We start from the raw sequence: 26,089 nt of genomic DNA, 5'->3' as shown, positions 1-26,089 counted from the left end.
AGGGAATTCGCCCCACAAGCCATTGGAATTACAGTGCAATCTGAGGTGCATTTTGCCCGAAATCGGCTCAATTCAAGAAAATTCCCTGTAAATTGACCCGTATCAGGGAAACCCGGTCAAAACCGGACCGCCGAAATCTGGTCTCTGAGACGCCTCGCACAGGCTTGCGCAAACGGCCGAAGCAAGACTGTCTCAGCCAAGAGACGCCCCGGGAAAGGCTTTGAAATGTCGTGGGAATTTTGGAGAAAACCGGCCGGTGCGGCAGAGACAGGGGTCGGTGGCGGAGTGGAAGGGATTCGAACCCTCGAGACGGTTTCCCGCCTGCACCCTTAGCAGGGGTGTGCCTTCGACCACTCGGCCACCACTCCGCCGACCCGTTTAGCGGGAGTGTCGGGGGCGGGCAAGGGCAAACTCGTACCCGAGCGCGCTGTTTTTGTGGCGAAAAGCAAAGGGGGCCCGAAGGCCCCCAGTGGAAGATCGGCTGACGCCCCAATGCTCAGGCGTTGAACAGGAAATGCAGCACGTCGCCGTCCTTGACCTCGTAGGTCTTGCCTTCGACGCGGAACTTGCCAGCCTCCTTGGCACCCGCCTCGCCCTTGTAGGCGATGTAGTCGTCATAGGCGACAGTCTCGGCGCGGATGAAGCCGCGTTCGAAATCACCGTGAATCACACCGGCGGCCTGCGGCGCAAGCGTACCTTTGCGGATCGTCCAGGCGCGGGCCTCCTTGGGGCCGACGGTGAAATAGGTCTGGAGCCCCAGAAGCGCGTGACCGGCGCGGATCAGCCGGTCAAGGCCCGCCTCTTCCAGACCCATCTCGCCCAGGAACATCTCGGCTTCCTCGTCGTCGAGCTGGCTGATCTCTTCCTCGATCTTGGCCGAGATGACGACGATCCCCATCCCCTGCTCTGCCGCCATCTTGGCGACGCGCTCGGACTGGCTGTTGCCGCTGGCGGCCGAGGCTTCCTCGACGTTGCACACGAATAGCACGGGCTTGGCAGTCAGCAATTGCAGCATGTTCCACTGCTTGCGGTCATCTTCCGAGACCTGGACGGTGCGCGCGGGCTTGCCCGATTCCAGCACGGCCAGCGCGGCCTTGAGCAGCCTTTCCTGCTCGACCGCTTCCTTGTCGCCGCCCTTGATCTTGCGCGAGATATTGGCGAGGCGCTTCTCGATCGATTCCATATCGGCGATCATCAGCTCGGTCTCGATGGTCTCGGCATCGGCGATCGGATCGACGCGGCCCTCGACATGGGTCACGTCCCCGTCCTCGAAGCAGCGCAGCACATGGGCGATGGCATCGACTTCGCGGATGTTGGCCAGGAACTGGTTGCCAAGCCCCTCCCCCTTCGACGCCCCTTTCACGAGGCCCGCGATGTCCACAAAGGTCATGCGCGTCGGGATGATCTGCTTGGAGCTTGCAATCGCTGCCAGCTTGTCGAGGCGCGGATCGGGCACGGCGACCTCGCCCACGTTCGGCTCGATGGTGCAGAAGGGGAAGTTGGCGGCCTGCGCGGCGGCCGTCTTCGTCAGCGCATTGAACAGCGTCGATTTGCCAACGTTCGGCAGCCCGACGATCCCCATCTTGAAGCCCATGATCTTTCCCTTTCAATCGTTGCGCGCCTCATACGCGGGCAAGGGCCTCAAGGCAAGCCGCGCCCCCTTTCGGCATTGATTTTCCCGTCCCCATGCCGCAAACCGCTTGGGATGAATTCCAAGGGGACGCCATGACTCGCATCGACGCCAAATTCGCCGCGCTCAAAGCCGAAGGTAAACGCGCCTTCGTGGCCTATATCATGGCGGGCGATCCGGATCTGGAGACCTCGCTTGAGGTGATGAAGGGGCTGCCGGCCGCGGGCGTGGACGTGATCGAACTGGGCCTGCCCTTCACCGATCCGATGGCGGACGGCCCGACGATCCAACTGGCGGGCCAGCGCGCGCTCGATGGTGGCCAGACGCTGCAAAAGACGCTCGATATGGTTGCTGCCTTCCGCGAGACGGACGCGACCACCCCGATCGTGATGATGGGTTATTACAACCCGATCTATAACCGCGGCGTGGACAAGTTCCTGGCGGATGCCAAGGCCGCCGGCGTCGACGGGCTGATCGTGGTTGACCTGCCGCCCGAAGAGGATAGCGAGCTGTGCCTGCCCGCGCGCGAGGCCGGGCTGAACTTCATCCGCCTTGCCACGCCCACCACCGATGACAAGCGCCTGCCGAAGGTGCTGCAAAACACCTCGGGCTTCGTCTATTACGTCTCGGTCACCGGCATCACCGGCAGTCAGGCCGCGCAGGCTGCCGAGGTCGGCCCCGAGGTCGCTCGCATCAAGCGCGCCACAGACCTGCCGGTGATCGTGGGCTTCGGCATCAACACGCCCGAGGCCGCGCAAACCATCGCCAGCGTGGCCGACGGCTGCGTCGTGGGGTCCGCCATCGTCAAGGAAATCGGAGCGGGCAAACCGGTTGCCGAAGTGCTTGCCAAGGTCGCCGCATTGGCCGCGGGCGCGCACTCGGCCTGAGGCCGGGGACGCGCTTGCGGTGCGTCCCGCGCGCTCTATAGTGAATCTGGTTCACATCAGGAGCGGCAGATGGGCAAGAAACACGACAAACCCGACAGCGACGCCAAGACGCCCGCACCGCTGGCCGCCGACATCCCCTTTGTCGGCGACATTACCCGCTATCTGACCGACGAAGCGCCCGAGCCTGTGCGCGCCGCGATCAAGAACGCGAAGAAAGACGAAATTCTTTCGAAATCATATCCCTACCGGGAAGAGATGTCGAGAAAGGCCTATGAGCGCCACATGGAGGCGCTTCAGGTCGAACTGGTCAAGATGCTTTGGGATCTCAAGGCCACAGGCAAGCGCCTTGCCGTGATCTTCGAGGGGCGCGATGCCGCCGGCAAGGGCGGCACCATCGCCCGGATGAGCGAGAACCTGAACCCGCGCTCGGCCTATGTCGTCGCGCTGCCGAAACCGACCGAGCGGGAATCCTCGCAGTGGTATTTCCAGCGTTACGTCGACTGGCTGCCCGCCGCGGGTGAGATCGCAATGTTCGACCGATCCTGGTATAACCGCGGCGTGGTCGAGCATGTCTTCGGCTTTTGCAAACCCGAACAGCGCGCGCATTTCTTTGCCCAACTCCCCGATTTCGAGAAGATGCTGATTGAGGAAGGCATCATTCTGGTCAAGCTCTGGCTGAGCGTCGATCGCGCCGAACAATTGCAGCGCTTCCTCGACCGCGAGAAAGACCCGCTGAAACAGTGGAAACTCAGCTGGATCGACGTCGAGGGTCTCAAGAAATGGGACGCCTATTCCGAGGCAATCAAGGAAACCTTGACCTGTAGTCACAGCGCACACGCGCCCTGGACGGTGATCCGCTCAGACGACAAGATGCGCGCCCGGATTGCGGCGATCCAGACCGTTTTGCATCGCGTAGATTACGCGAACAAAGACGCGCAGGACATTGGCAATATTGATGAAAACATCTGCGGCGGCCCCGTCATCCTGAATGACTAAGCAGGGCTATCACCACGGTAATCTGCGGCAGGCGCTGGTGCAGGCCGCGCTACTCCTGATCGCCGAGCGCGGCCCGACCGGCTTCACCCTGTCCGAGGCAGCAAAGGATGCGGGCGTGACCCCCGCCGCCGTCTATCGCCATTTCGCCGGGCGCGACGATCTGATCGCGGAATGCGCGCGCCAAGGCTATGCGATCTTCGCCGACCTGCTCGAACATGCCTGGAACGCGGGGAACCCCTCGTCTCTGGCCGCGTTCGGTGCGGTCGGAAGGGCCTATCTGGCCTTCGCCCGCAAGTTCCCCGGGCATTACATGGCGATGTTCGAAAGCGGCGTCGTGCCGAACCGGACGCCAGAGCTATCGGCGCAGGCGCAGCGCGCCGAAACCGCCATGCTGCGCGCGACCGAGGCGCTGTTGCGCGCCATTCCCGAAGGCCGCCGCCCACCCGCGCAGATGGTGGCCGCGCATGTCTGGGCGATGGCGCATGGCGTGGTGGAGTTGCACGCACGCGCCGCCCCCGGCTCGCGCGCACCCTATGACCCAGAGGCGCTGCTCGAATCCGGTATCGGCATCTATCTGCGTGGTCTCGGGCTGTTGCCACCCGATAGTTGAGCGCCCTAGGCTAGCGCGTGCCACAGCGCCCAGATCCCGAACGCCCCCATCATCACGCTCGAGATCCGCGCGGTCCATTGCGCGAAAGCCCCCGGCAGGCGGTGATGCAGCGCCGCGACCAGCCCGGACAGGAAGATCCACCACAGCATCGAACCCGCGAAAACGCCTACTACCACAGTGACCGCGGCCCCGACCGAGGCCGTGCGCGCCAGCCCCAGCCCCGCAAAAATCGCGGCGAAACTGAGGATCGTCGCCGGGTTGGTCATGGTCAGCGCGAAGGTGGTGAGCGTGGTGGCCCAAAGCCCGCGCGGCTCGGGCACGGCGGCGGCACGCACAGCGCCTCCGCCCCCGCGCGGCCAGCCACGCCAGGCCAGCCAGAGCAGGAACACCCCGCCAACCAGCCCGAGCGGCCCACTGATTTTCTGCAACAAAGCCGCGAATGTGGCAAAACCCGCCGCAGCGGCCGCCGCATAGGCGGCATCGGCCAGCGCGGTCCCCAGCCCACCTGCAACACCTGACGCAAAGCCTCGCGCAAGTGTGCGCTGGATGCACAAGGCCCCGATCGGCCCAAGCGGCGCCGCGATGGCCACGCCCATCGCAATGGATTTCCCCAGAAGCAAAGCAGTGCTCATACCAGCCCCCGGTAGCGGAAGGGCGGCTCGACCACGCTCGAAAGCGCGAGGTTCGTCTCGGACCGCGCGATCCAGCCACCCGCCTTCAACTCGGACAGGAAGGCCTCGACGCCATCAAGGCTGGGGGCGCGGATCTGCACGAGGTAGGACCACGGGCCGGTGACATGGTGGCAGGCGGTGACGCCCCGGTGCTCTGCCATGGCAAGGCGAAACGCAGCCTCATCGGCTTGCGGCGCAAGTGCTACCCAGACAAAGGCCGCGACCGGAAGCCCGATCTGCTCAGCCGCGACGTCCGCCATCATGCGGCGCAGCACGCCGCGCTCGCTCAACCGGCGGATCCGCTCATTCACGGCTGAGGTGGACAGGCCAACCTGCGCCCCGATCTGCGCAAGCGAGAGCCGCGCATCCTGCCCCAGCAGCATCGCGATCTTATGGTCAACGTCATCCATCTCGGCAATCCTTGCGGCGCTCTCGTCATCTCTCAGGAATATTTCTCGCATGCCGCACTTTCCATAGCATTTTTCACTGCACCGCAAAACGTCCGGCGCCAATACCTCCTCCGCGCCGGATTCCGCAATTCTTCCCGTGCTGCCATTGACCGCCCCCACCCCGCCATGCCCAATTCGCGGGCTTACAGCGAAAGGCCTCGCCATGCGCATGATCTCTGCACTGATTCTGCTTCTTTGGGCGGGCATCGCCACGGCCGAGCCGTTCCCCGAGTATCAGAGCCTGACGGTGAACGATTTCGCCGACCTCCTGCCGGCTGAGGTCGAACAGCGGCTGGATCAGAAGCTGGCCGACCTGCGGGCACGGACCGGGATCGAGGCGACTGTGGTCACGCTCGTCTCGCAAGACGCCTACGACCCGGCACCCTCGCTGGAGACCTTCGCAACGCGCCTATTCAACGGCTGGGGGATCGGCGACCCCACGCGCAGCGACGGGATCATGATCCTCGTGATCAGCGCCGACCGCGCGATGCGAATTGAGTTGGGCGCGGGATACAACCCAGAATATGACATTCCCGCGCAGGACATCATCAACCGGATCATGCTGCCCGCCTTCCGAGACGGGCGCATGTCCGAGGGGATCGAGGGTGGAACCGACGCGGTCATCAGCGAAATCGCCGAGCGCTACGCCGATGGCCTGCCGCCCGGCTCGGTTCCGAAGACCTCGAAGGGCGATGCCAGTTTTGTCGCACTGATCGCGATGGGGCTTGCCGCGCTTCTGGCGATGCGCAACCGGATCTGGCGGGCGATGGGGCGCGTTACCCCCTGCCCCAGCTGCGGTCGTCGTGGCATCACGCGCAACCGCGTGATCGATACGCCTGCAGACCGGACCTCGGCCGGACAGGGGCATTGGGATGAAAGCTGCCCGAACTGTGACTGGACGCGCACCAAGCCCTTCACGATCCAGCGCAAGGGATCGGGTGGCCGAGGCTCGTTCGGTGGCGGGCGCTCATCGGGCGGCGGCGCCAGCGGTCGCTGGTAAATGCAAACGGCGGCCACTGGGGCCGCCGTCGCGATAATCCGGATGGATCAGAAGTTGAAGGACGCCTTCATCGAAAGGGTCGTCATCTCGAGATCCTCGCCCGAGCGGTCGAAGTTGTCGCCCTTGTGGTACATCAGCTCGCCACCCAGGGTCCAGGCGTCGTTCATCTTGTAGCTCGCGCCAAGGCCCACGGCCGGGATCACATCATTGTAGCCCGTGCCGCCAATATCTGCGTGCACATAGGCGGCGCCGATGCTGCCGTAGAGCAGCAAGGCGCCCTGGTCGATACCGCCGATAGCCTTGATATGGCCCATCCGGTCGACCGAATTGCCCTGACCGAAGTCCAGATCGGCCGCGCTGTAATCCACCTCGACCCCGGTCACGAAGCGCCCAAGATCATAGAGGTAACCAGCATGGACACCGCCGAAAGCGCCATCGCCACTGCCGGGACCGAAATCGCTGTCACCATAGCCAAGCTGGCCACCGGCGTAGAAACCGGTCCAGTCGCCGGTCGCGGCCACGACGGGTTGCGCAACCACCGGAGCAGCCTCGACAACCGGAGCGGTATAGCCGCCAGCCTGCGCTGCGCCCGCCATCAGGGCCATCATTCCGCCAGCCACCATAATCCGTTTCATCGCATTTCTCCTATAAGACGCTGGCCGCAACTAGCGCGACCAGTGGGGACTATACGCCAGTGCTTTCCCGTTCCGGCGTCACGTCATTTCACGAAATGCGGAGCGTTTTGTGATATGAGTCTGGACAGAAGCGACCCCTTGGTCGTAAATGAACATACGTTCATTTCATGGGAGGACGGAATGGAACTCGGCCAAGTCTGTGCGATCGTTACCGGGGGGGCATCGGGTCTGGGCGCCGCAACCGCGCAATATATCCGCGAGATGGGTGGCAAGGTCTGCCTGTTCGACCGCGACAGTGCGCGCGGCACCGAATTCGCGGCAGAGATCGGCGCGAGCTTTGCCGAGGTTGACGTGACCGACGAGGCCTCGGTTCTGGCGGGCATCGCCCAGGCGAAAGCGGCGATGGGAGCGATCAACACGGTCGTCAACTGCGCCGGCATCGCGACGGGAGAGCGCGTTGTCGGCCGCGAAGGCCCGCACCGGCTTGAGACCTTCGCGCGCACGATCAATATCAACCTGATCGGCTCGTTCAACGTCCTGCGACTTGCGGCAGCCGAAATGGCCCAGAACCCCGGCCCCGAGCGCGGGGTGATCGTCAACACCGCCTCGATCGCAGCATTCGACGGCCAGAAGGGCCAGGCAGCCTATGCGGCCTCGAAGGGCGGAATCGCAGGCATGACCCTGCCGCTCGCGCGCGATCTGGCGGCACAGGGCATTCGCGTCTGCTCCATCGCGCCGGGCATCTTCGCGACCCCGATGATGAAGGGCCTTCCGGAAGAGGTTCAGGACAGCCTCGCCGCCGAGGTCACCTTCCCCAAGCGGCTCGGCGATCCGGCGGAATACGCGCGCCTCGCCGGTTTCATCATTTCCTGCGGCTACATGAACGGCGAGGTCATCCGCCTCGACGGCGCGCTGCGGATGCGCTGAGCGGGTTCGGGCAGGCCTACAGTTCCTGCCCGATCAACCGCCGTGCCAGAGCCGCGCCAAGCGCGGCCGAGCTTTCCTCATAGACCACATCGAACGCCTCGAATTGCGCCCGCATCAGATCCTGACCGGGCTTCGAGGCGCTGAACTCGGCGATCTGGGTCATCTCCTCAAGGCTGAGCGGCGAATAGGCCATGAACAGGTAGCCCTCGATCCAATGCGTCACGTCGGCGCGGATTTCGGGCTCCTGCGCCGCGACATCGGCCAACATGTCGGTCTCGGTCACCTCATAGGGAAAGGCACCGCCCTCGGCCATGGCGCGATAGAAGGACAGATTGGCGTTCAACCCGCCCATCACGTTCGGCTCGATCAGATCGCCCGCCTCGATGATCCCGCGCACTGCGGCAAGGCGCGGATCGCCTTTGGCATCGGCCTCTTCGGCGGCCCACAGCGCCGCGTCCTCGACCGAAGGGTCCAGCAACGCGCGCCGCGCCGAGATCTCCAGCCCGATCATGCGCTGCGCCAGATCCGAGGCAAGCCAGGCCTCGATCGCGGGCTGGTCCGCCTGGGCAAGCCCCTCGGCCAGCAAGGCATCATAATGCGGGCGCAGGGCAGCCGGATCGTGGATATCGGAAACCTCGCGCTCCCATAGCGCATCGCCGGGCGCGCCCATGATTTCCTGCATCAGATCATCGCCATAGGCCAAGCCCTCCTGCTGCAGCACGTCGAACAATTCGCCCGTATGCAACAGATCGGAAATCCGCGCGGGATCGGCCCGCAGCGCCCCCACGGGGATCACTGAAACCAGCAAAGCCAGCGCCACCTGCGCCAGCATCCCCCGCCCTGCCTTCAAGAATCGCCAAGCCATCCGCAGCCCCAAGAAAGCCCTTGTCCATCGCCACCTTGCGCCGGATAGCCTGCAAGGAAAACCCCAAACCCCAACGAACACAAGGCCGAGACCACTTCGCCGCAGGGGCGAAATCCAGCCGTAAAAAAAGTTTCAAAAAGCGGTTGCAACCGCCCTATTGGCAGGCTAAATCCCGCCCACACGACGACCACCGATGCGGAGAGGTGCCGGAGCGGTCGAACGGGGCGGTCTCGAAAACCGTTGTGGGTGTGAGCCCACCCAGGGTTCGAATCCCTGTCTCTCCGCCACTTCCTCTTGATTTTCAAAGACGATATGGCACATCAAGCCGACTCTCGGCCTTTTTTGGCCATCAACGTCGCGCCCCTCGACAAAGGTTGAAGCCGCCGCGGATTGCGCGTTTGATAGCCGCGATGACACATGCCTCTGCCCCCACTGCTGCGCCCGCCCCCGAGATCCTGCCGCTCGGGCTCGATGGCGTGTTGGTGCGCTTTGCGCTGCGCTTCGAGGCGCGGGCCAACCGCGCCCCCCGCGCGCTTTCCGCGGCACTTCAGGCCGCCCCCCTGCCCGGCCAGGTCGAATGCGTCTCTGCACTGGCCTCGGTTCTAGTGCGGTTCGACCGCATGACGACAACGCGCGTGGCAATCGAAGCGGCACTGAGCGAGCGGCTGAACGATATCCAAAGCGCCCCGCATCGCCCCGACCGGATCTGGCACATCCCGGCCAGTTTCGGCGGCGAAAACGGCCCGCAGCTTGCGCAGGTTGCGCAGATCGCCGGACTTGGCGAGGGCGCGCTGGTCGATCAGCTGTGCGCAACACCGCTGGACGTTCTGGCGATCGGTTTCGCACCGGGCCAGCCCTACCTGGGCCTTCTGCCCGAGAATTGGGAGATGCCGCGCCTGAGCGCCCTGACCCCCGAGGTTCCCGCCGGGGCCATCGTGACAGCGATCCGTCAGATCGTTCTGTTTGCCAATGCCTCGCCCACCGGCTGGCGCTGGCTGGGGCGTTGCGCCTTCCGTCCCTTCCAGTTGCGTGCGGATAACCCGGTGCCGCTGCACGCAGGCGATGGCGTGCGCTTTACGCCCGTCGACCACAGCGCACTCACCGCGATCGAGGCGACGGGCGACCCGATGGGCGGCGCCCGGCTGGAACGCACATCATGACCGGCTGGCTCGACATCCTGAGCATCGGCCCCAGTGTCACGGTGCAAGACCTCGGTCGTCCGGGGCATCTGGCACAGGGGCTCAGCCCCGGGGGCGCGGCCGACCGCTGTGCTCTATACGAGGCGGCGGCGCTCCTTGGCCAAGCCGCCCCGCGCGCCTGCCTTGAGATGGCGGGAATGGGTGGGCGGTTTCGGACAACGCTTGATACCCGGATCGCGCTGACCGGCGCGCCGATGCGCGCACTGCTTGAGGGTGCACCGCTGCGCTGGAACGCCTCGCATCTGCTGCCCGCCGGGTCAGTGCTCGAGCTTGGCCCCTGCGAAAGCGGCGCCTACGGTTATCTCAGCTTTGGCGGGGGGCTCTCCTGTGCGCCTCTGATCGGTGCCCAGTCTGCGCATCTTGCGGCGGGCATCGGGGAACGGCTGCAAGCGGCCACCCGGCTACCCCTTGTTGCCGATCCCACACCCGACGCCCCGAGCCTCGCGCTGATTCCCGAGCCGCGCCTCTCGGGCGGGACGCTACGGGTCATTCCCGGCCCGCAGACCGCGCTTTTTAGCGCGACAGAGCGCGCGCGGTTCTTCGACACAGCCTTCACGGTCACTCGCGGCAACCGGCAGGGCGTCACGCTGGCCCATCCCGGCGCGCCCTTCGCGCCAGACACCGCAGGCAGCCTCGTCTCCGACCTGATCACCGCAGGCGATATTCAGATGACCGGCGCGGGGGTGCCGATGGTGCTGCTAGCCGAATGCCAGACCGTCGGCGGCTATCCCCGCCTTGGCACCATCCTTCCCGTCGATCTGCCGATCCTGGCGCAGGCGAGCCCCGGTACCACGCTGCGTTTTCGCGAAATTGGCCTGCGCGAGGCCGAAGTCGTCAGCCCGCCCGAAAGCCAGTGGCTGGCGCCGCTTCGGCGGGCGTGCCAGCCGCTGACCCGCAGCGCGCATGACATCGCCGACCTGCTTGGCTATCAGTTGATCTCGGGCATGGTACGCGGCGATGAGGAGTAAACATGAAGGTCGATCTGAACGCCGACATGGGCGAGGGCAGCGGCTCGGACTCAGAATTGCTTGAGGTCACTACCTCGGCAAATATCTGCTGCGGGCTGCACGCCGGAAGCGCAGGGCTGATGGCGCAAACCCTGCGCGCGGCGGCCGCTGCGGGCGTCGGCCTTGGCGCCCATCCTGGCTTTGACGACCGCGCAAATTTTGGCCGCACCCGGATGCAACTGTCTGCCACCGAACTGACAGATCTGATCGCCTATCAGACCGGCGCCGCACAGGCCGCCGCGCAGGCCAACGGATTGAAACTGCGTCATTTCAAGCTGCATGGCGCGTTGGCGAACATGGCCTCGGAAGATGCAGAGATGGCCGATACCTGTTACCGCGCCGCGCTGGCGGTGCAGCCCGATCTGGTGCTGATGGTGCTTGCCGCAACCGCGCAAGAGCGAGCCGCTCGGGCACTGACGCAACAGATAGCCGCCGAGATTTTCGCCGATCGCGCCTATAACCCCGACGCAACGCTGGTTGATCGCAGTCTGCCCGGCGCGGTCCTGCATGACCCCGATTTTGCGGCCGAGCGTATCCTATCCATGCTACGCGAAGGCGCGATCATCGCAGAAAACGGCCACCGTATTCCGTCGCGCATCGACACGATCTGCCTGCATGGCGACACGCCCGAGGCGGTCGCGATGGCCCGCACGCTGCGCGCTAGGCTGGAAAGCGCAGGGGTCACGCTGCGCGCACTTTAGCGCGCGGCAAGCCACGCCGCGATATCAGCCGCCTGAGCGCCCGGAGAATGGTGCGTCGCGATGAATGCCTCCAGTCGCGCCGCGCGGGCAGCGCTGTCGCTGGCCGCGAAATCCGGCCCCAGTCGGGTCAGGATGACCGAAGGGTCGCGGTGACAACGCGCGCAGGCGCGCTGATATGCAGCCTCTCCCGCGATCGGATCGGCGGCCCAGGCGGGCGCTGCGGCGAATAGCAAAGCGAATGTGGCCCGCCGCATCACCCGGCCTTTCGCGGCTTTTCAAGCACCGAAAGAACCGAGCGCGCCGCGCGCAGCCCGGGGTCTTCGCCGCCCTCGCCAAGGCGCCGCATCGTCAGTTCCATCGCCTCCAACTGTTGCTGACGCAGGTCGTCATGCTCAAGCAGTTCCAGCATCGCATTCGCGATCGGTCCGGGGCGGCAGCGCGGCCCGAGATATTCGGGAATCGCGCGGGTCTCGGACACCAGATTAACCAGCGTCACCGTGTCGATCCGCAGCATGCGCGAGGCGATATGCCAGGTCAGGAAATTCGCATCATAGGCGATGATCATCGGCGTGCGCGCGGCGGCCAGCTCAAGACTGACCGTTCCCGAGGCCGCAAGCGCAAGATCCGCCGCAGCAAAGGCCGCGCGCTTGGCCACCGGGTCCTCGACCACAATCGGCGGGACCGGCCAGCGCGCCGACATCTCGCGCACCATGTCCGAGACGCCCCGCACCGTAGGAAGGATAACGCGCAGGCCCGGCTCGCGATCGCGAAGGCGCATCAGCGCCTCATCAAAGCGCGGGGCAAGGCGCTTCACCTCACCCGCGCGGGAACCGGGAAGGCAGACGACAAGCGGCTGATCGGAGGCAATCTGATGGGCCGCGCGGAAGGCGATGGCGTCTTCATCCGATGCGCGCGGCTCGGCCACGACGGGGTGGCCGACGAAATCGCAACTCATCCCGGCGGCTTCCATATAGGGCGGCTCAAACGGCAACAGCGCGAGGACGTGGTCGATCACCTCGGCCATCTTGGCTGCACGCCCCGGACGCCAGGCCCAGACCGAGGGCGCGACGTAATGAATGGTGCGCAGACGGGGCTGCGCCGCGCGGGCCAGCCGCGCCACGCGCAGGCAGAAGTCGGGGCTGTCGATGGTGATCAGCGCGTCAGGCGCAAGCCGCGTCACGGCCTCGGCCGACTCGGCAATACGGCGCTTGAGGTGGCGGTACTTCGGCAAGACCTCTGTCAGGCCCATGACCGACAATTCCTCCATCGGGAAGAGCGAGGTCAGCCCCTGGGCCTCCATCAGCGGCCCGCCGATGCCGTGGAACTCGACCTCGGGGGCGAGGGACTTGAGCCCGGCCATCAGCGCCGCGCCGAGTTTGTCCCCCGAAGCCTCCCCCGCGATCAAGAACAGCTTCATGGTTCGCGCGCCCAAAGGAAAAGCCCGGCCTCTTCGGCCGCCGCTATCGTCGCGTCGCGGTCGAGCAACAGCACCCCACCCGCCTCGAAGGCGATCCCGGCAAGCCCCGCCGCAGCGGCGCGGGCAACGGTTTCCGGGCCAAGCGCGGGCAGGTCGATCCGGCGATCCTGCCCCGGTTTCGGCGCCTTGTAAAAGACCCCCCGCGCCCCATTGGGATCGGGCTTAAGCCCTTGATGCAGTGCCGCGAATTCCAGCATCGCATCGGTTCCGGGCAGCGCCTCGGTCGCCAGGCAAAGCCCCTGCGCGACAACCGCCCCCTGCCCCACATCGGCCGCACCAAGCGCCGCGACGATCTCGGCGCCGCGGGCCGCATCGCGCAGATCCGCATCCGAGGGCGCGCCAGTCAGGATACCCGCACCGGGCACGAGTTCAGGCGCGATCTCATCGGCGCCAACAACCGTCAGGCCCCATTCCTCGAACAGCTCGATCACCGCCCGCAGCGTCGCGTCGTCCCCCGCCTGAATGGCCGGCAGAAGGCGCGGCACGAGGCTTGCGGTGCGCATGTCGAACAATTCAGCCTCAAGGCGCGGGCGGCGCATCGCTCCGGCAAAACAGACCCGCTCGGTTCCGCGATCCACCAGCGCGTCCAGAAAGACGGCCAGCCGCTCGATCCGGAAGCGCAACGGTTCGGCGCCCGGGATCTCGCAGGCGAATCCGTCTAACTCGCAAATCAGCATCCCCGGCGCGGCCTGAGCCAGCAGGCGGGGTAAGGTTCCGGTCCCGGCGATCAACGCCGTCGCGCTGCTCATCGCGGGGTCAGGAAGCTGCGGTCCGACGGACCGAGGATGAAATCGAGCACCTCGCGCGCCAGATCGCTGTCAATGCCCTCTTCATTGAGCTTGCGGGCCTGCTCGCGGAAGTTGCCCTCGGACAGCGCCATGTAAAGCTCACGCAGGGCGCTGATCTCGGCCCGCGCAGTGCCGCGCCGCTTCAACCCGACAAGGTTCAGCCCTTCGAGCCCCGCCCGCGGACCGGCCACAAGCGCGTGCGGGATGACATCGGCCGTCACCATCGAGAGCGCCCCGATGATCGCGCCGCGCCCGATGCGCACCCACTGGTGCACGCCCGACAGACCGCCGACGATCACGTCATCCTCAAGATGGCAATGCCCTGCAATCGCGACCGAGTTCACCAGGATCACACGATTGCCGATCTGCACGTCATGCGCCACGTGGCTGTTGGCCATGAACAGGCAGTCGTCGCCAACACTGGTCAACCCGCCGCCACCCTCGGTCCCGGCATTCATCGTGACATATTCGCGAATACGGTTGCGCGCGCCGATCACTAGGCGGGTGCGTTCGCCCTTGAACTTCAGATCCTGCGGGATCTGCCCGAGCGAGGCGAAGGGAAACACGGTCGTGCCCTCGCCAATCTCGGTCCAGCCCGTGATGACGACATGCGATTTTAGCTCGACCCCGGCGGCAAGCACCACCTCGGGGCCGATATGGCAAAACGGTCCGATATGGCAGCCCGCGCCGATGACCGCCCCTTCCTCGATCACCGCGGAGGGATGGAGGACCGCGCTGTGGTCAATGGCCATGCGCTTACCCCTTCAGGTCCATCATCGCGGTAAATTCCGCCGAGGCGGCAAGTTCGTCGCCGACCTTGGCGATGCCTTCGAATTTCCAGATCTTGCCGCCGCCGCGCAGCGCCTTGACGTGCAGTTCAAGGCAGTCGCCCGGCACCACCATGCGGCGGAACTTGGCCTTGTCGATGCCCATGAAATAAGTCAGCAGATCCTTGCCGATGACATCCATCGACACGCCCACCAGAACCGCCGCCGTCTGCGCCAGCGCCTCGACGATCAGCACGCCCGGCATGATCGGCTTCGACGGGAAATGCCCCTCGAAATGCGGCTCATTGCAGGTCACCATCTTGATCCCGACCGCGGTCTCGTTCGGCACGATATCGCGCACCTTGTCGATCATCAGGAACGGGTAGCGGTGCGGAATGATCTGCTTGATCAGGTCCAGATCGGCCGAGGTATGGGGGGCGGGTTCGGTCATGAGACCTCCTTCGAATACAGTTGGCCGGAATGGCACGTCGCTGACTTTGCTAGCAATCGCGCGCCCCCTTGGCAAGGATCGGGCGCTTACTCGGACGACGGGCGGGTGGTTGTCTCGGACCCCGAGGCGGGCGGCGGCGCGCCCGCGCCAAGACGCGCATCGACAAGCGCAATCATCTCGTCGGTAACATCGAGCCGCGAAAGCGCGCGGATCACGGCGCGGGTGTCGATGACGATCCCGCCGCCATTGCCTTCGAGGTATTCGTCGAGCAAGGGCAGCACCTGCGCGGTGAACGCCTGCCGTTCGTCTTCCAGCAACCGCGAGAGCGCCTGCGCCTTGTTGCGCTGCTCATTGCGAATATCGGTCGTGCGCTTATCGAAAGCCTCTGCGGCCGCGCGGAAGGCTTCCGGCTGCATTGTCGCGCGCTGATCGGTCAGGGCGCGCTCTTCTGCAATCAGTTCCTCGGCGATGCGGCTATTCTCGGCGTTCAGCTTTGCCGAAGCCTCGGCCAGATCGCTCTTCACGCGCGAACCCCATTTCGAGCCTTCGAACAGGCGCTCCCAATCCAGCGTGACGATCTGCTGAGACGTCGGCACCGGGGCCTGCTGCGCCGACGCGCCCCCGGAAACGGCAACGAGCGCCGCCAGAAGCGCCGCTCGCAGTACCGACTGTACGGTGATCAGACCCACGTCCGACCTCAGAACTTGGTCGAGATCGTCAGGTCGAACACCTGCTCTTCGTCGTAATCTTCTTTCTTGAGCGCCTTGGCGATGTTGAAGCGCAGCGGACCGATGGGCGTCGTCCAGAACACCGACAGGCCGATCGACGAGCGCCAGTTCAAGCTATCATCCACCTCGTTTCCGCCCGTCCCGAGCGTATCGTCAAGCCCCCAGACCGAACCGACATCCCAGAACAGACCGCCCGTGATCCCATATTCCTCGGGCAGCCCCAGGGGGAACTCGGACTCAACGCGCATCGCGGCATAATATTTGCCGCCCAGTGCATCTTCATTCTCTGCATTGAGGTCGCGCGGACCATAGCCCCAGCTTTCGAAACCGCGCACTTTCCCGTTGCCCGAGAAACGGTCGAGAATCGTCAGGTCGGTCTTGCCGCGCGCATGGATCGCCCCGCCTTCCAGTTCGGCACGCAGGGTGACCTCTTCCTGGAGCACCTTGCGCTCAACCCGCGCCAGCGCGTTCGTCGACAGCGCCTCGACATCGCCGCCAAAGCCCGCAAGATCCTGGCTGAAGCGGAAGGTCATACCCCACCGCGGGTCGATCGAGCTCGTCCGGGTATCGTAGGTATAGGTATAGCCGAAGGACGAGCGGTCGCGCTCTCCGGCCTCGCGTTGCAGGATCTCGGACGACTCGGTGGTGATGTCATAGAGCTTGTCGCGCGAATAGGTATAGCGCGTCTCAAGCCGGCCGTTGCGCGAAATCGGGAACTCGATCGCCGGAGTGATGCCCATACGCCTGGTCGAGAAGTAGCTGTTGTCGTTCTCCGACGTCGTGTACCAGGCGCTGAACCGGCCCTTGAGGTCGCGCCCGAAGAGATAGGGCTCGACGAAGGTCAGGCGGTTTTGCTGGTTGTCCGAGCTGGTGCTAAGCGAGAACCCCAGATACTGGCCGCGACCGAGGAAGTTCGATTCCTGCAGATCCAGCGTCACGCCAAAGCCCGCCTCGACGCCGTAGCTTGCACCGATCCCGAACGAGCCGGTGGGCTGCTCTTGCACGTTCACATCCACGATCACCTGATCGGAGGACGAACCCTGACGCGAGTTCACATCGGCGTTCGAGAAGAACCCAAGCGCACGGATACGCTCGGCCGAGTTGCGAATCTCGCGCGGGTTGAAGGGGTCGCCTTCGACGGTGCGGAACTCGCGCCGGACCACCTGGTCGAGGGTGGTCGTATTGCCCTCAATGTCGATCCGTTCAACGAAGATGCGCGGGCCGCGCACCAGCGCGAACTCAATATCCAGCGTCTGATCGCGGTCATTGCGGGTCACGCGGGGCTCGACGCGGACGAATTGCGCACCCTTGCGCAGCGCCAGCTCTTCCATCCGCGTAATGGCGAGATCCACGGCATTGGGCGAATAGACGACGCCCGAGCGGATCTTGGCCTGTTTCTGGAATTCCTCGGCGTCGAGTTCTCCGACCTCGGAAACGGTGGAGATGCTGCCGAACTTGAACTGCTGACCTTCGCGCACGTTAAAGGTCATGAAGAAGCCGTCACGCTCGCGTGTCATCTCGGAGGAAACGCCGGTGATCTGCACATCGACATAGCCGCGCGAGCGGTAGAAATCGGTCAGCAGCTGACGGTCATATTCCACGCGATCGGCGATGAACGTGTCGCGCTGGATGATCTGGCGGAACAGGCCCGCCTGCTTGGTCGACAGGATGTTGCGCAGCTTGCGGTCGGAGTAGGCGCGGTTGCCGGTGAACGAGATGCGCTCGACCTCGGAGACCTTGCCCTCCTTGATCTCGAAGGCCACATCCACGCGGTTGCCGTCACGGCGGATTACCTTGGGATCGACACGCGCGGCGAAACGGCCGGCCTGCGAATATGCCTCAACGATCTTGTTCGCATCGGCCTCCACCGCGGCAGGCGAATAGACCTTGCGCGACTGGGTGGAAACGATCTGGGCGAGATCCTCGTCCTTCAGGCGCTTGTTGCCTTCGAAGTTGACGATATTGACCGTCGGGTATTCCTGAACGCGGATGACAAGGGTGTTGCCTTGCGGCACCAACTCGACCTTTTCGAACAGGCCCGAGGCCTGCAGCCGCTGATAGGCATCGTTCAGCCCACCGGCCGAGACCGCCTGCCCCTTACCGATTCCGGCGAAGGTGATGATCGTCTGCGGCTCGATCCGCTCATTCCCCTCGATCACAAGCTTGCTGAACTGGTAATCCTGCGCGGTGGCGAACTGCGGCGCAGCCGTCCAAACCATTGCAACGGAAAGCAAAATTGCCGCTTTCTTGGAAAGCGTCTTAGCAGCAGACAGCCCGACCCCACGTTGCAGCCAGTTGTTCATTGCCCTCACCCCGCCCCTTGGCATTTCTCTTCCCCAAAGTGACTATCGGGAAAGCCCGATCTTGTCAAAAGCACAGGGCGCAGGATTAACCTGCGCCCTGTCAGAATTTCACTTGGGATGGGGTGCCCGCGTCAAATCCGGCCGGGAATGGCTCCGGCGTCGAAATATTCCACCAGATGAACCCCGATCACCCCGGCTGCTGCCAGTGCCAGAATGATCACGAGCGGAGGCAAAACACGGTCGATGGCCAGATCATAGATCATCGACAGGCTGCGATATCCGTGGGACAGAACGAGTTGCATCTCCGGACCTCCTCCAAAAGGTTCACGGATAGAAACTAGCCCGCCAATATGGCTGAAATGCGGCCCTCGCGTGGCGCAATCCGTCAAGGACAGAAGAGGTCGTTCGACAGGCCAAACAGCATCAGCGTCAGCACAAGCGCCATGCCCACGGCCATCAGCCCGTTCAGCACACGATCCGAAGGCGGCTTGCCCGCAACAGCTTCCCAGACGTGGAAAACGAGGTGCCCGCCGTCGAGCACGGGGATCGGAAAGAGGTTGAGAAATCCGACCGCCGTGGACAGAAGTGCGATGAACCAGATGAAATCAGGCATCCCCGATTTTGCCGCCGCGGCCGATCCCTCGGCAATCCCGATGGCGCCGCGCAGGTTGCACGAGGAAATCTGCCCGGTGACCATATGCCACAGCCCCGAGACCGATTGCGAGATGATCCCCCAAGTCTGGGTCGCGCCGCCGCGCAATGCCTCGGTGATCGACGTGGGTCGGGTTTCCGGGGTGAAGAAGAACGACCCGCTCGCGCCAATCAGCCAGCGCGTCTCGAACCCGCCCTCGGGCAACGGAAGATCGGTGCGCTTGGGCGACAGCGTCACCTCGAATCGCGCGCCCTGCCCATCCTTGGCCGGGCGCCAGATGCCGATGGTCAGCGGAGCGCCATCGGCGGCTTTCACCGCGTCCTGCAACTCGCGGAACTGCCAGACCGGCGCGCCGTTGACCGTCTCGATCACATCACCCGCCTCGAGCCCCGCCTCATAGGCGGCCGATTGCGCGGCCACGCCGGCCATCCGCGTCGGAAGCAGCTGCGGCCCCGAAAGCTCCAACTGAGCGCCGTCGCGCTCGACCACGTAATTCAGCCACTCGCGCGCGGGCACCGACTTCGATGCCGCGTCAAGCGAGAGATAATCGGGCGTCTCGATTCCTTCGACCGCAAGCAGGCGATCCCCCGTCTGCAGCGCTCCGGTGCCTTGCGGCAGGGCCACGACCTCGCCGATGGTCGGTTGCTCGGTCGCCGTTCCGGACCACAGCATCAACCCCGAGATCACGCCGATCGACAGGATGAAATTGAAGATCGGCCCCGCAGCCACCGTCGCCGCGCGCGCCCAAAGCGGTGCGCCATGCATCGTGTGGCGGCGCTCTTCGGGGCTAAGCTGCGCAATCTCTTCCTGATCGACACCGGCCGAGGCGGCGTTCGCGTCGCCCAGAAACTTCACATAACCCCCAAGCGGGATCGCCGCGATCTGCCAGCGCGTGCCGCGCTTGTCCACGCGCGAGATCAGCTTGGGCCCGAAGCCAAGCGAGAAGACCTCGGCCTTGATGCCCGACCAGCGCCCGACGATGTAATGGCCGAACTCATGCACCGCGACGATGATCGAAAGCGCGATGACGAACGAGGCGATGGTATAGCCCGCACCGAGGATGCTGCTCAGGAAATCCAATACTCAGATCCTTCCGGTCGAAATAAATTCACTGGCAAGGGCGCGGGCCTCCGCATCCGTCGCCATGACGTTATCGAGGCTGACGGTAATATTTCCAAGGCCCTGACGCGTTGACATCTGCGCGAGCACCCGCTTGACCAGATGTGCCATGTCGAGAAATCCGATGCGCTCGTCGATGAAGGCATCAAGCGCGGCCTCCTTGGCGGCGTTGAACGCGGCGCCCGCCGTGCCGCCGATCTCCATCACCTCGCGCGCCAGCCGCAGGGCTGGGAAACGCGCCAGATCGGGGGCGCGGAAGCTCAGCCTGCCGATCTGCGCCAGATCGAGCCGCGCGACAGGAAGTTCGGCCCGCTCGGGCCAGTTCAGCGCATAGCCGATGGCGTGGCGCATGTCCGGCGCGCCCAGATGCGCCATCAGCGCGCCGTCGCGGAAACCGACCAGCGCATGCACCAGGCTTTCGGGATGCACCAGCACCTCGATCATCTCGGGATCGACGCGGAAGTATTCCTTAGTTTCAATGACTTCCAGCGCCTTGTTGAACATGGAAGCCGAGTCGATGGTGATCCGCTGGCCCATCGCCCAATTCGGGTGGCTCGACGCCTCGGCCACGCTTGCCGTAGCCAGCCGGTCCAGCGGCCAGTCGCGGAAGGCACCGCCCGAGGCGGTGATGATGATGCGCTCGACCGCCTCCATCTCTTCGCCGACAAGCGCCTGGAATACCGCCGAGTGCTCACTGTCTACGGGCAGAATCCGCGCGCCGTGACGCTCGGCCTCGGCCAGCAGAAGCGGGCCCGCCGTTACAAGGCTTTCCTTGTTGGCCAGTGCCAACGTGGTGCCATGGCGCAGCGCCTCGAACCCCGGCGCAAGGCCCGCCGCGCCGACGATTGCGCTCATGATCCAATCGGTCGGGCGCGCGGCGGCCTCGACCAGCGCCGCCTGCCCCGCCGCCGCCTCGATACCCGAGCCATGCAGCGCCGCGCGCAGCGCCGGAAGACAGTCTTCATGCGCGGTCACAGCCAGTTCGGCGCGAAGCGAACGCGCCTGCGAGGCCAGCAGATCGACATTGCGCCCGCCGCTAAGCGCGACAACCTGATAGGCCTCGGCCCCGCCCTGCCGCGTCAGCAGATCAAGCGTGTTGACCCCGATCGAGCCGGTGGAGCCGAAAACCGAAACCCTGCGCATCCCTTACCCTTCTGACAGCGGCAGCGGCATGATCTGCGCGATCAGGAGCAGCATCAGCACCGCGCCGATCAGCGCGTCGAAGCGATCCATCACGCCACCATGTCCCGGTATCAGGTGCGAGCTATCCTTGATGCTCGCGCGCCGCTTGATCCAGCTTTCGGCGATATCGCCCATCTGACCGGCGAAAGCCAGCAGCGGCGAGAGCCAGATAAGGCCGTGCCCCCCGCCGAACAAAACAAAGATCCAGCCAACGATGGCCGCACCGATCCAGCCCGCAACGGTGCCCGACCAGGTCTTTTTCGGGCTGATGCGGGGCCAGAACTTCGGACCTCCAAGCGTGCGCCCGGCGAAGTAACCCGAAATATCAGACACCACCACGATCGCGATGATCCAGGTAATCGCGCCAAGCCCGTGTCCTGCGCGCAAGGCGACCAGACCGTAACCGGTCAGCATCACCGCCAGCGCATAAACGGCATAGATCGCCCGGTCGCGGCGCTGAGTCAGCGCCCCGATCACCGAGGGCAGGATCAGCAGAACCAGCGCCAGCGGCGAGTGCAGCCAAAGCACCGCAGCAAGGATGAGCGACGCCAGAACCCCAAGAACGCGCGCCTCGAACTTGCGCTCGGGCGCGGTCATGGCGCTGAGTTCCCAGATCATCAGGCCCGAAACGACGATGGCCAGCTCGGCGAAGACCAGCCCGCCCCACCAGATCGCGCCCGCGCCAAGTACCAGCATCGCAACGGCCGAAAGCACCCGCGCCCGCAGATCGCCCCAACGTCCACCGCCATTTGTCGCCTGCGGTGCACTCATGCGGTGGCCCCGCCAAAGCGCCGTTCGCGCGCGCCGAAACGGCTCAGAATCGCGGCAAGCTCCTGCGGGGAGAAATCGGGCCACAGGGTCGGGGTGAATTCATATTCGGAATAGGCCGCCTGCCAGGGCAGGAAATTCGATGTGCGCGTCTCGCCCGATGTGCGGATCACAAGATCGGGGTCGGGCAGACCCGCGGTATCGAGACGCTCGGCCAGCGCCGCCTCGGTCAGGTCCTCGGCGCCGATGCGGCCCTCGGCATGGTCGCGCGCCAGTTGCGCAGCCGCGCGGGCCAGCTCGTTGCGCCCGCCATAATTGATGGCAACGGTCAGTGTCAGGCGGGTATTGGCGCGCGTGCGCTCCTCGATCCCCTCCATCAGCTTCACGAGTCGCTTGTCGAGGCGCCCACGCTCGCCGATGAACCGCAGACGGACCCCCTCTCGCGAGAGACCGTCGGCCTCTTTCTCGATGTAGCGCCCGAACAGCGCCATCAGACCCAGAACTTCCTCGGTCGAGCGTTTCCAGTTCTCGGTGGAGAAGGCATAGACGGTGAGGTACTTGACCCCCATCTCGGGCGCGGCGCGGACGATTTCCTTCACGCGCTCGGCGCCACGGCGGTGCCCCGCCAGACGGGGCCAGCCGCGGTTGACGGCCCACCGCCCGTTGCCATCCATGATGATCGCCACATGGGCAACGCCATAATCGACGCCGCTGATGGCGGCCGGCGTACCCGGATCTGGCTGGTCGGAGGCGCTGAGCACCATGGGGCCGCCTTTCACTGCGGATCGACGGTCGGACCCGGGGGTCAGACCTGCATGATCTCGGCTTGTTTCGCCTCGAGCGCCTTATCGACAACCCCGATGTGCTTCTTGGTCAGATCTTCGACCTCGGACTCCCAGAACTTCACGTCGTCTTCCGACATACCGTTGCCCTTGGCCTTCTTGATCTGGTCCATGCCGTCGCGGCGCACGTTGCGGATGGCGATGCGGGCCTGCTCGGCGTATTGCGCGGCGACCTTGGTCAGCTCGCGGCGGCGTTCTTCGTTCAGTTCGGGGATCGGCAGCATGATGATCGGGCCGTTGGTCTGCGGGTTGATCCCCAGACCCGACTCGCGGATCGCCTTTTCCACCTTGTTGATCAGGCCCTTGTCCCAGACGTTCACGGTGACCATGCGCGGTTCGGGAACGTTGATCGTACCCACCTGGTTGATCGGGACGAGCGAGCCGTAGGCGTCGACCATGATCGGCTCAACCATCGAGGCCGAGGCGCGACCGGTGCGCAGGGTGCCGAATTCGTGTTTGAGCGCGGCCATCGCGCCATCCATGCGGCGTTCAAGGTCGTCGGTGTCGATTTCGATATCGTCGGACATGGGTCCTCCCGGGTCTTTGATCGTGTGTCTTTTTAGCGGGCTTTACGCCCGATGGGTAGGGGTAGAACGGGGGCGCCGCCCCCGAACCCCCGAGGTATTTTGGCCAAGAAGAACGGGATAGTTAGCCCTGAACCCGCGTATAGGTGCCCTGACCGGCCAGAATGCCGCGGAAGCCGCCCGGCTCGTCGAGCGAGAAGACGATGATCGGCAGGTTGTTGTCGCGGGCGAGCGCGATGGCCGAAGCATCCATCACCCCGAGGTTCTTTTGCAGCACCTCGTCATAGCTGACGGTATCGTAGCGCTTGGCGTCGGAGAATTTCTTCGGGTCCTTGTCATAGACCCCGTCCACCTTGGTGCCCTTAAAGATGGCTTCGCAGTTCATCTCATTGGCACGCAGGGTGGCGGCCGTATCGGTAGTGAAATAGGGGTTGCCGGTGCCCGCCGCGAAGATGCAGATCCGCTTCTTCTCGAGGTGGCGGACGGCGCGGCGGCGGATATAGGGCTCGCAAACCTGATCCATCGGAATGGCCGAGATCACGCGGGTGTGGATACCAAGCGCCTCGAGCTGTGCCTGCATGCCAAGCGCATTCATGACGGTGGCAAGCATCCCCATATAGTCCGCGGTCGTGCGCTCCATCCCCTGGGCGGAGCCTGCAAGGCCGCGGAAGATATTGCCGCCGCCGATCACCATGCAGATCTCGACACCCATGTCATGGACGGTTTTGACCTCGCGCGCGATACGGGCAACGGTCGGCGGATGCAGGCCATAGCCCTGATCGCCCATCAATGCCTCGCCCGAGATCTTCAACAGCACGCGCTTGTATTTCACCGTCGGCTCTGCATCGACAGTCATCCCGGGCCCCCAAATCTGCAGGTTGTCATTGCCGCGCAAAATGTCGCAAATGACGGGCAGGTTCAACCTCGGGATTGCGGCATGACCCGGGGATTTTGACGCAGCCTGCGCAACCCACTGAAAAGACGTAAGGATATGAACGACAACCTGCCCCAGATCCGTCCCGATGCGCCGGTATTGATCGCCGGCGCCACTGCCTGCGGCAAATCCGCTCTGGCGTTGGAGATCGCGCGGGACGGCGGCGGGGTCATCGTCAATGCCGATGCGCTTCAGATCTGGTCCTGCTGGCGGGTGCTTTCGGCCCGCCCCTCGGCTGAGGACGAGGCCCGCGCGCCGCATCTGCTTTATGGCCATAGGCAGCCGGGCGAGGACTATTCCGTCGGGCACTGGCTACGCGAGGTGCAGCCCCTGATCGCGGAGCATCGCGCGGGTGGGCCGCGACCGATCATCGTGGGCGGCACCGGGCTTTACCTGACCGCGCTGACCGAGGGGCTGGCGGACATTCCCGCCACGCCGCCAGAGGTGCGCGCCGAGGCGGACGCGCGCCGTACCCGTGAGGGTCACGACGCGATGCTGGCCGAACTGGACCCCGAGACGCGAGGCCGGGTTGATCCGCTCAACCCGATGCGGGTTCAGCGCGCATGGGAGGTGATGCGCGCGACCGGGCGCGGACTGGCCGCATGGCAGGACGACACGCCGCCGCCGCTGTTGCCGCTGTCCGATTGCGTGCCGCTGGTGATCGAGGCTGACCGCGACTGGCTGGCCGAGCGGATAGACCGCCGCTTCGATCTGATGCTGGAGCAAGGCGCCTTGGACGAGGTCCGCGCGATCCTACCGATCTGGGACCGGGAGGCGCTTTGGGCAAAGGCGATCGGCGCGCCCGAACTGGTCGACTATCTGCGCGGCGACTGCGATCTTGACGAGGCTCGCGCCCGTGCGCAGGCCGCTTCGCGCCAATATGCCAAGCGCCAGCGTACTTGGTTTCGTGCCCGAATGCGGGACTGGCACAAGATCGTGCGACCCTGAGGAGAACCGGCAACGCTCCGCCAATGCTTGGCGAAATCTGTTGGAAATAAGGGGCTTCGCGCCTATTCTTCAGAAAAAATCGAGCACGCCAAACCGGCCCCAGCGAAAGTCCGACCGTTGAAACTGTTCAGCGCACCGCCCCTGTCGCAATTTGCGAAACCCAAGACGCAGGCTGCGACCGCGCCCACGGCGCGCGCCACTACGCTCCCCGAGACGCCCTCGGACATCCGCGTCATGCCGATCACGCGCCTTGCCCATGGTGGGCGCTGGCGGGTGGAGGCGATGCGCGCGCTTTCCGAGCCCTGCCTGCTGTGGTTCACCCGTGGTCAGGGCCGCATCACCATTGGCGGCGTCACGCGCGGCTACGGCCCGCACAACGCGATCTTCATCCCCGCCGGGGTCATGCATGGCTTCGAGATCGGCCAGCAGACCCATGGCGTTGCGCTGTTCTTCGGGCGCGATCATGGCGTCAGCCTGCCCCATGCGACGCATCACCTGCGCATCCGCGAGAACTCGCGCCAGGTTGAGCTATCGGGCATTCTCGACTCGGTCCAGCGTGAGATGAACAGCGACAGCCCCGGATCAGACCGCGCGGCCAAGCACTATCTTGGCTTGCTCAGCGTCTGGCTTGAGCGGCAGTTGGGCACCGCGGCGGACGAGGCGCCGAAACCCTCGGCTGCCAAGCGGCTGGTGGCGCGCTACGCCGCCCTGCTGGAACGCGATTTCCGCACGGGTCACGGAGTGGCCGATTTCGCCGCCGAACTGGGGGTGACTCCGACGCATCTGACGCGCTCGTGCCGGGCCACCTGCGGACGCGCGGCCTCTGACCTGCTGCAAGACCGCAAGATGTTCGAGGCCCGCCGCCTGTTGGCCGACACGCGCCTGCCGGTCAAGGAGATCTCGAATTCGCTCGGCTTCACCAGCCCGGCCTATTTCACGCGCGCCTTCCAGACCAAGATCGGCAAGACGCCCTCGCAGTTCCGCCGCACGGGTTAACCCCTTCTTTCTTCCGCCTTGCCAAGCAAAAGG

29 protein-coding genes and 2 tRNA genes are annotated in these 26,089 nt (G+C 64.9%); 11 read left to right on the top strand and 20 right to left on the bottom strand.

The window, feature by feature from the left end:
* Positions 1-278: 278 nt before the first annotated feature.
* Positions 279-368, bottom strand: a tRNA-Ser gene (locus KTQ37_RS07290).
* Between the two features lie 128 nt (positions 369-496).
* Complete coding sequence (gene ychF / locus KTQ37_RS07285; RefSeq protein WP_218629831.1) at positions 497-1,594, bottom strand: redox-regulated ATPase YchF; 1,098 nt, start codon at positions 1,592-1,594, stop codon at positions 497-499.
* Positions 1,595-1,725: 131 nt separating this feature from the next.
* Between ychF and trpA the strand changes: the two genes are divergently transcribed.
* From trpA to KTQ37_RS07270, 3 genes are all read left to right on the top strand, one after another.
* On the top strand, positions 1,726-2,517 hold the full coding sequence (gene trpA, locus KTQ37_RS07280; protein WP_218629830.1) for a tryptophan synthase subunit alpha: 792 nt from the start codon (positions 1,726-1,728) through the stop codon (positions 2,515-2,517).
* Between the two features lie 69 nt (positions 2,518-2,586).
* Positions 2,587-3,513: a polyphosphate kinase 2 gene (gene ppk2, locus KTQ37_RS07275; protein WP_218629829.1), complete on the top strand. Its 927-nt coding sequence runs from the start codon at positions 2,587-2,589 to the stop codon at positions 3,511-3,513.
* Positions 3,506-4,123, top strand: coding sequence for a TetR/AcrR family transcriptional regulator (locus KTQ37_RS07270; protein WP_218629828.1), 618 nt, complete (start codon positions 3,506-3,508; stop codon positions 4,121-4,123). Before ppk2 ends, KTQ37_RS07270 begins: the two co-directional genes overlap by 8 nt.
* A gap of 5 nt (positions 4,124-4,128) precedes the next feature.
* Here the strand turns inward: KTQ37_RS07270 and KTQ37_RS07265 are convergent, their stop codons facing one another.
* A complete protein-coding gene (locus tag KTQ37_RS07265; RefSeq protein ID WP_236021114.1) occupies positions 4,129-4,755 on the bottom strand; it encodes a LysE family transporter in 627 nt (208 codons plus the stop codon).
* Positions 4,752-5,204, bottom strand: coding sequence for an Lrp/AsnC family transcriptional regulator (locus KTQ37_RS07260; protein WP_236021113.1), 453 nt, complete (start codon positions 5,202-5,204; stop codon positions 4,752-4,754). Before KTQ37_RS07260 ends, KTQ37_RS07265 begins: the two co-directional genes overlap by 4 nt.
* Before the next feature lie 208 nt (positions 5,205-5,412).
* Between KTQ37_RS07260 and KTQ37_RS07255 the strand changes: the two genes are divergently transcribed.
* Entirely contained in the window at positions 5,413-6,243 is an 831-nt protein-coding gene (locus tag KTQ37_RS07255; protein ID WP_218629827.1) for a TPM domain-containing protein, read from the top strand.
* Positions 6,244-6,290: 47 nt separating this feature from the next.
* On the opposite strand, the gene KTQ37_RS07250 is transcribed toward KTQ37_RS07255, so the two are convergent.
* Positions 6,291-6,878, bottom strand: coding sequence for an outer membrane protein (locus tag KTQ37_RS07250; RefSeq protein ID WP_218629826.1), 588 nt, complete (start codon positions 6,876-6,878; stop codon positions 6,291-6,293).
* Positions 6,879-7,058: 180 nt separating this feature from the next.
* Here KTQ37_RS07250 and KTQ37_RS07245 point away from each other — a divergent pair, with 180 nt between their 5' ends.
* Positions 7,059-7,805, top strand: a complete 747-nt coding sequence (locus tag KTQ37_RS07245; RefSeq protein ID WP_218629825.1) for an SDR family NAD(P)-dependent oxidoreductase — start codon at positions 7,059-7,061, stop codon at positions 7,803-7,805.
* Positions 7,806-7,821: 16 nt separating this feature from the next.
* On the opposite strand, the gene KTQ37_RS07240 is transcribed toward KTQ37_RS07245, so the two are convergent.
* Positions 7,822-8,670 carry a DUF2059 domain-containing protein gene (locus KTQ37_RS07240; protein ID WP_218629824.1) on the bottom strand — a complete coding sequence of 283 codons (849 nt, stop codon included), beginning with the start codon at positions 8,668-8,670 and terminating at the stop codon, positions 7,822-7,824.
* Between the two features lie 197 nt (positions 8,671-8,867).
* Here KTQ37_RS07240 and KTQ37_RS07235 point away from each other — a divergent pair.
* The 4 genes from KTQ37_RS07235 (at position 8,868) to KTQ37_RS07220 (ending at position 11,577) form a co-directional block, all read left to right on the top strand.
* A tRNA-Ser gene (locus KTQ37_RS07235) sits at positions 8,868-8,957 on the top strand.
* A 123-nt stretch (positions 8,958-9,080) separates the two neighbouring features.
* Positions 9,081-9,830, top strand: coding sequence for a 5-oxoprolinase subunit B family protein (locus tag KTQ37_RS07230; RefSeq protein WP_218629823.1), 750 nt, complete (start codon positions 9,081-9,083; stop codon positions 9,828-9,830).
* Positions 9,827-10,837, top strand: a complete 1,011-nt coding sequence (locus KTQ37_RS07225; protein WP_218629822.1) for a 5-oxoprolinase subunit C family protein — start codon at positions 9,827-9,829, stop codon at positions 10,835-10,837. Before KTQ37_RS07230 ends, KTQ37_RS07225 begins: the two co-directional genes overlap by 4 nt.
* 2 nt (positions 10,838-10,839) lie before the next feature.
* Positions 10,840-11,577 carry a LamB/YcsF family protein gene (locus tag KTQ37_RS07220; protein ID WP_218629821.1) on the top strand — a complete coding sequence of 246 codons (738 nt, stop codon included), beginning with the start codon at positions 10,840-10,842 and terminating at the stop codon, positions 11,575-11,577.
* Here KTQ37_RS07220 and KTQ37_RS07215 read toward each other — a convergent pair.
* The 14 genes from KTQ37_RS07215 to pyrH form a co-directional block, all read right to left on the bottom strand.
* Entirely contained in the window at positions 11,574-11,831 is a 258-nt protein-coding gene (locus KTQ37_RS07215) for a hypothetical protein (protein ID WP_218629820.1), read from the bottom strand. The genes KTQ37_RS07220 and KTQ37_RS07215 overlap by 4 nt on opposite strands.
* Positions 11,831-12,994 carry a lipid-A-disaccharide synthase gene (lpxB, locus tag KTQ37_RS07210; RefSeq protein WP_218629819.1) on the bottom strand — a complete coding sequence of 388 codons (1,164 nt, stop codon included), beginning with the start codon at positions 12,992-12,994 and terminating at the stop codon, positions 11,831-11,833. The genes KTQ37_RS07215 and lpxB overlap by 1 nt, the downstream gene beginning before the upstream one ends.
* Entirely contained in the window at positions 12,991-13,803 is an 813-nt protein-coding gene (locus KTQ37_RS07205) for an LpxI family protein (RefSeq protein WP_218629818.1), read from the bottom strand. The genes lpxB and KTQ37_RS07205 overlap by 4 nt, the downstream gene beginning before the upstream one ends.
* Entirely contained in the window at positions 13,800-14,594 is a 795-nt protein-coding gene (lpxA, locus tag KTQ37_RS07200) for an acyl-ACP--UDP-N-acetylglucosamine O-acyltransferase (RefSeq protein WP_218629817.1), read from the bottom strand. Before lpxA ends, KTQ37_RS07205 begins: the two co-directional genes overlap by 4 nt.
* A 4-nt stretch (positions 14,595-14,598) precedes the next feature.
* Complete coding sequence (gene fabZ / locus KTQ37_RS07195; protein WP_218629816.1) at positions 14,599-15,060, bottom strand: 3-hydroxyacyl-ACP dehydratase FabZ; 462 nt, start codon at positions 15,058-15,060, stop codon at positions 14,599-14,601.
* An 86-nt stretch (positions 15,061-15,146) separates the two neighbouring features.
* On the bottom strand, positions 15,147-15,749 hold the full coding sequence (locus tag KTQ37_RS07190; RefSeq protein WP_218629815.1) for an OmpH/Skp family outer membrane protein: 603 nt from the start codon (positions 15,747-15,749) through the stop codon (positions 15,147-15,149).
* 8 nt (positions 15,750-15,757) lie between these two features.
* A complete protein-coding gene (gene bamA, locus KTQ37_RS07185) occupies positions 15,758-18,115 on the bottom strand; it encodes an outer membrane protein assembly factor BamA (protein WP_413243718.1) in 2,358 nt (785 codons plus the stop codon).
* A gap of 107 nt (positions 18,116-18,222) precedes the next feature.
* Entirely contained in the window at positions 18,223-18,393 is a 171-nt protein-coding gene (locus KTQ37_RS07180) for a hypothetical protein (protein ID WP_218629813.1), read from the bottom strand.
* A gap of 83 nt (positions 18,394-18,476) precedes the next feature.
* On the bottom strand, positions 18,477-19,823 hold the full coding sequence (rseP, locus tag KTQ37_RS07175; RefSeq protein WP_218629812.1) for an RIP metalloprotease RseP: 1,347 nt from the start codon (positions 19,821-19,823) through the stop codon (positions 18,477-18,479).
* Between the two features lie 3 nt (positions 19,824-19,826).
* Positions 19,827-21,005: a 1-deoxy-D-xylulose-5-phosphate reductoisomerase gene (gene dxr, locus KTQ37_RS07170; RefSeq protein ID WP_218629811.1), complete on the bottom strand. Its 1,179-nt coding sequence runs from the start codon at positions 21,003-21,005 to the stop codon at positions 19,827-19,829.
* A 3-nt stretch (positions 21,006-21,008) separates the two neighbouring features.
* Positions 21,009-21,815 (bottom strand): phosphatidate cytidylyltransferase, encoded by an 807-nt coding sequence (locus KTQ37_RS07165; protein WP_218629810.1) that lies wholly within the window; start codon positions 21,813-21,815, stop codon positions 21,009-21,011.
* A complete protein-coding gene (uppS, locus tag KTQ37_RS07160; RefSeq protein ID WP_218629809.1) occupies positions 21,812-22,576 on the bottom strand; it encodes a polyprenyl diphosphate synthase in 765 nt (254 codons plus the stop codon). The genes KTQ37_RS07165 and uppS overlap by 4 nt, the downstream gene beginning before the upstream one ends.
* Before the next feature lie 41 nt (positions 22,577-22,617).
* The gene (gene frr / locus KTQ37_RS07155) at positions 22,618-23,181 is read right to left on the bottom strand and encodes a ribosome recycling factor (RefSeq protein ID WP_218629808.1); all 564 of its coding nucleotides are present in this window, start codon (positions 23,179-23,181) and stop codon (positions 22,618-22,620) included.
* A gap of 121 nt (positions 23,182-23,302) precedes the next feature.
* Positions 23,303-24,034 (bottom strand): UMP kinase, encoded by a 732-nt coding sequence (gene pyrH / locus KTQ37_RS07150; RefSeq protein ID WP_218629807.1) that lies wholly within the window; start codon positions 24,032-24,034, stop codon positions 23,303-23,305.
* A 135-nt stretch (positions 24,035-24,169) separates the two neighbouring features.
* On the opposite strand from pyrH, the gene miaA reads away from it, so the two are divergent.
* Together miaA and KTQ37_RS07140 are read left to right on the top strand one after the other, a co-directional pair.
* Positions 24,170-25,060, top strand: coding sequence for a tRNA (adenosine(37)-N6)-dimethylallyltransferase MiaA (miaA, locus tag KTQ37_RS07145; protein ID WP_218629806.1), 891 nt, complete (start codon positions 24,170-24,172; stop codon positions 25,058-25,060).
* Positions 25,061-25,177: 117 nt separating this feature from the next.
* Positions 25,178-26,056: an AraC family transcriptional regulator gene (locus KTQ37_RS07140; RefSeq protein ID WP_236021111.1), complete on the top strand. Its 879-nt coding sequence runs from the start codon at positions 25,178-25,180 to the stop codon at positions 26,054-26,056.
* Positions 26,057-26,089: the final 33 nt, after the last annotated feature.

The organism is Sedimentimonas flavescens, from assembly GCF_019264375.1.
GTDB classification, from domain to species: domain Bacteria; phylum Pseudomonadota; class Alphaproteobacteria; order Rhodobacterales; family Rhodobacteraceae; genus Rhodobacter; species Rhodobacter flavescens.
This window is presented reverse-complemented; position numbering and strand designations above follow the sequence as displayed.

What these genes read in the sequence shown, in the direction of transcription:
- ychF (WP_218629831.1), bottom strand. Translation starts at nt 1,594, where the DNA reads ATGGGCTTCAAGATGGGGATCGTCGGGCTGCCGAACGTTGGCAAATCG.
- trpA (WP_218629830.1), top strand. Translation starts at nt 1,726, where the DNA reads ATGACTCGCATCGACGCCAAATTCGCCGCGCTCAAAGCCGAAGGTAAA.
- ppk2 (WP_218629829.1), top strand. Translation starts at nt 2,587, where the DNA reads ATGGGCAAGAAACACGACAAACCCGACAGCGACGCCAAGACGCCCGCA.
- KTQ37_RS07270 (WP_218629828.1), top strand. Translation starts at nt 3,506, where the DNA reads ATGACTAAGCAGGGCTATCACCACGGTAATCTGCGGCAGGCGCTGGTG.
- KTQ37_RS07265 (WP_236021114.1), bottom strand. Translation starts at nt 4,755, where the DNA reads ATGAGCACTGCTTTGCTTCTGGGGAAATCCATTGCGATGGGCGTGGCC.
- KTQ37_RS07260 (WP_236021113.1), bottom strand. Translation starts at nt 5,204, where the DNA reads ATGGATGACGTTGACCATAAGATCGCGATGCTGCTGGGGCAGGATGCG.
- KTQ37_RS07255 (WP_218629827.1), top strand. Translation starts at nt 5,413, where the DNA reads ATGATCTCTGCACTGATTCTGCTTCTTTGGGCGGGCATCGCCACGGCC.
- KTQ37_RS07250 (WP_218629826.1), bottom strand. Translation starts at nt 6,878, where the DNA reads ATGAAACGGATTATGGTGGCTGGCGGAATGATGGCCCTGATGGCGGGC.
- KTQ37_RS07245 (WP_218629825.1), top strand. Translation starts at nt 7,059, where the DNA reads ATGGAACTCGGCCAAGTCTGTGCGATCGTTACCGGGGGGGCATCGGGT.
- KTQ37_RS07240 (WP_218629824.1), bottom strand. Translation starts at nt 8,670, where the DNA reads ATGGCTTGGCGATTCTTGAAGGCAGGGCGGGGGATGCTGGCGCAGGTG.
- KTQ37_RS07230 (WP_218629823.1), top strand. Translation starts at nt 9,081, where the DNA reads ATGACACATGCCTCTGCCCCCACTGCTGCGCCCGCCCCCGAGATCCTG.
- KTQ37_RS07225 (WP_218629822.1), top strand. Translation starts at nt 9,827, where the DNA reads ATGACCGGCTGGCTCGACATCCTGAGCATCGGCCCCAGTGTCACGGTG.
- KTQ37_RS07220 (WP_218629821.1), top strand. Translation starts at nt 10,840, where the DNA reads ATGAAGGTCGATCTGAACGCCGACATGGGCGAGGGCAGCGGCTCGGAC.
- KTQ37_RS07215 (WP_218629820.1), bottom strand. Translation starts at nt 11,831, where the DNA reads ATGCGGCGGGCCACATTCGCTTTGCTATTCGCCGCAGCGCCCGCCTGG.
- lpxB (WP_218629819.1), bottom strand. Translation starts at nt 12,994, where the DNA reads ATGAAGCTGTTCTTGATCGCGGGGGAGGCTTCGGGGGACAAACTCGGC.
- KTQ37_RS07205 (WP_218629818.1), bottom strand. Translation starts at nt 13,803, where the DNA reads ATGAGCAGCGCGACGGCGTTGATCGCCGGGACCGGAACCTTACCCCGC.
- lpxA (WP_218629817.1), bottom strand. Translation starts at nt 14,594, where the DNA reads ATGGCCATTGACCACAGCGCGGTCCTCCATCCCTCCGCGGTGATCGAG.
- fabZ (WP_218629816.1), bottom strand. Translation starts at nt 15,060, where the DNA reads ATGACCGAACCCGCCCCCCATACCTCGGCCGATCTGGACCTGATCAAG.
- bamA (WP_413243718.1), bottom strand. Translation starts at nt 18,115, where the DNA reads ATGCCAAGGGGCGGGGTGAGGGCAATGAACAACTGGCTGCAACGTGGG.
- KTQ37_RS07180 (WP_218629813.1), bottom strand. Translation starts at nt 18,393, where the DNA reads ATGCAACTCGTTCTGTCCCACGGATATCGCAGCCTGTCGATGATCTAT.
- dxr (WP_218629811.1), bottom strand. Translation starts at nt 21,005, where the DNA reads ATGCGCAGGGTTTCGGTTTTCGGCTCCACCGGCTCGATCGGGGTCAAC.
- KTQ37_RS07165 (WP_218629810.1), bottom strand. Translation starts at nt 21,815, where the DNA reads ATGAGTGCACCGCAGGCGACAAATGGCGGTGGACGTTGGGGCGATCTG.
- uppS (WP_218629809.1), bottom strand. Translation starts at nt 22,576, where the DNA reads ATGGTGCTCAGCGCCTCCGACCAGCCAGATCCGGGTACGCCGGCCGCC.
- frr (WP_218629808.1), bottom strand. Translation starts at nt 23,181, where the DNA reads ATGTCCGACGATATCGAAATCGACACCGACGACCTTGAACGCCGCATG.
- pyrH (WP_218629807.1), bottom strand. Translation starts at nt 24,034, where the DNA reads ATGACTGTCGATGCAGAGCCGACGGTGAAATACAAGCGCGTGCTGTTG.
- miaA (WP_218629806.1), top strand. Translation starts at nt 24,170, where the DNA reads ATGAACGACAACCTGCCCCAGATCCGTCCCGATGCGCCGGTATTGATC.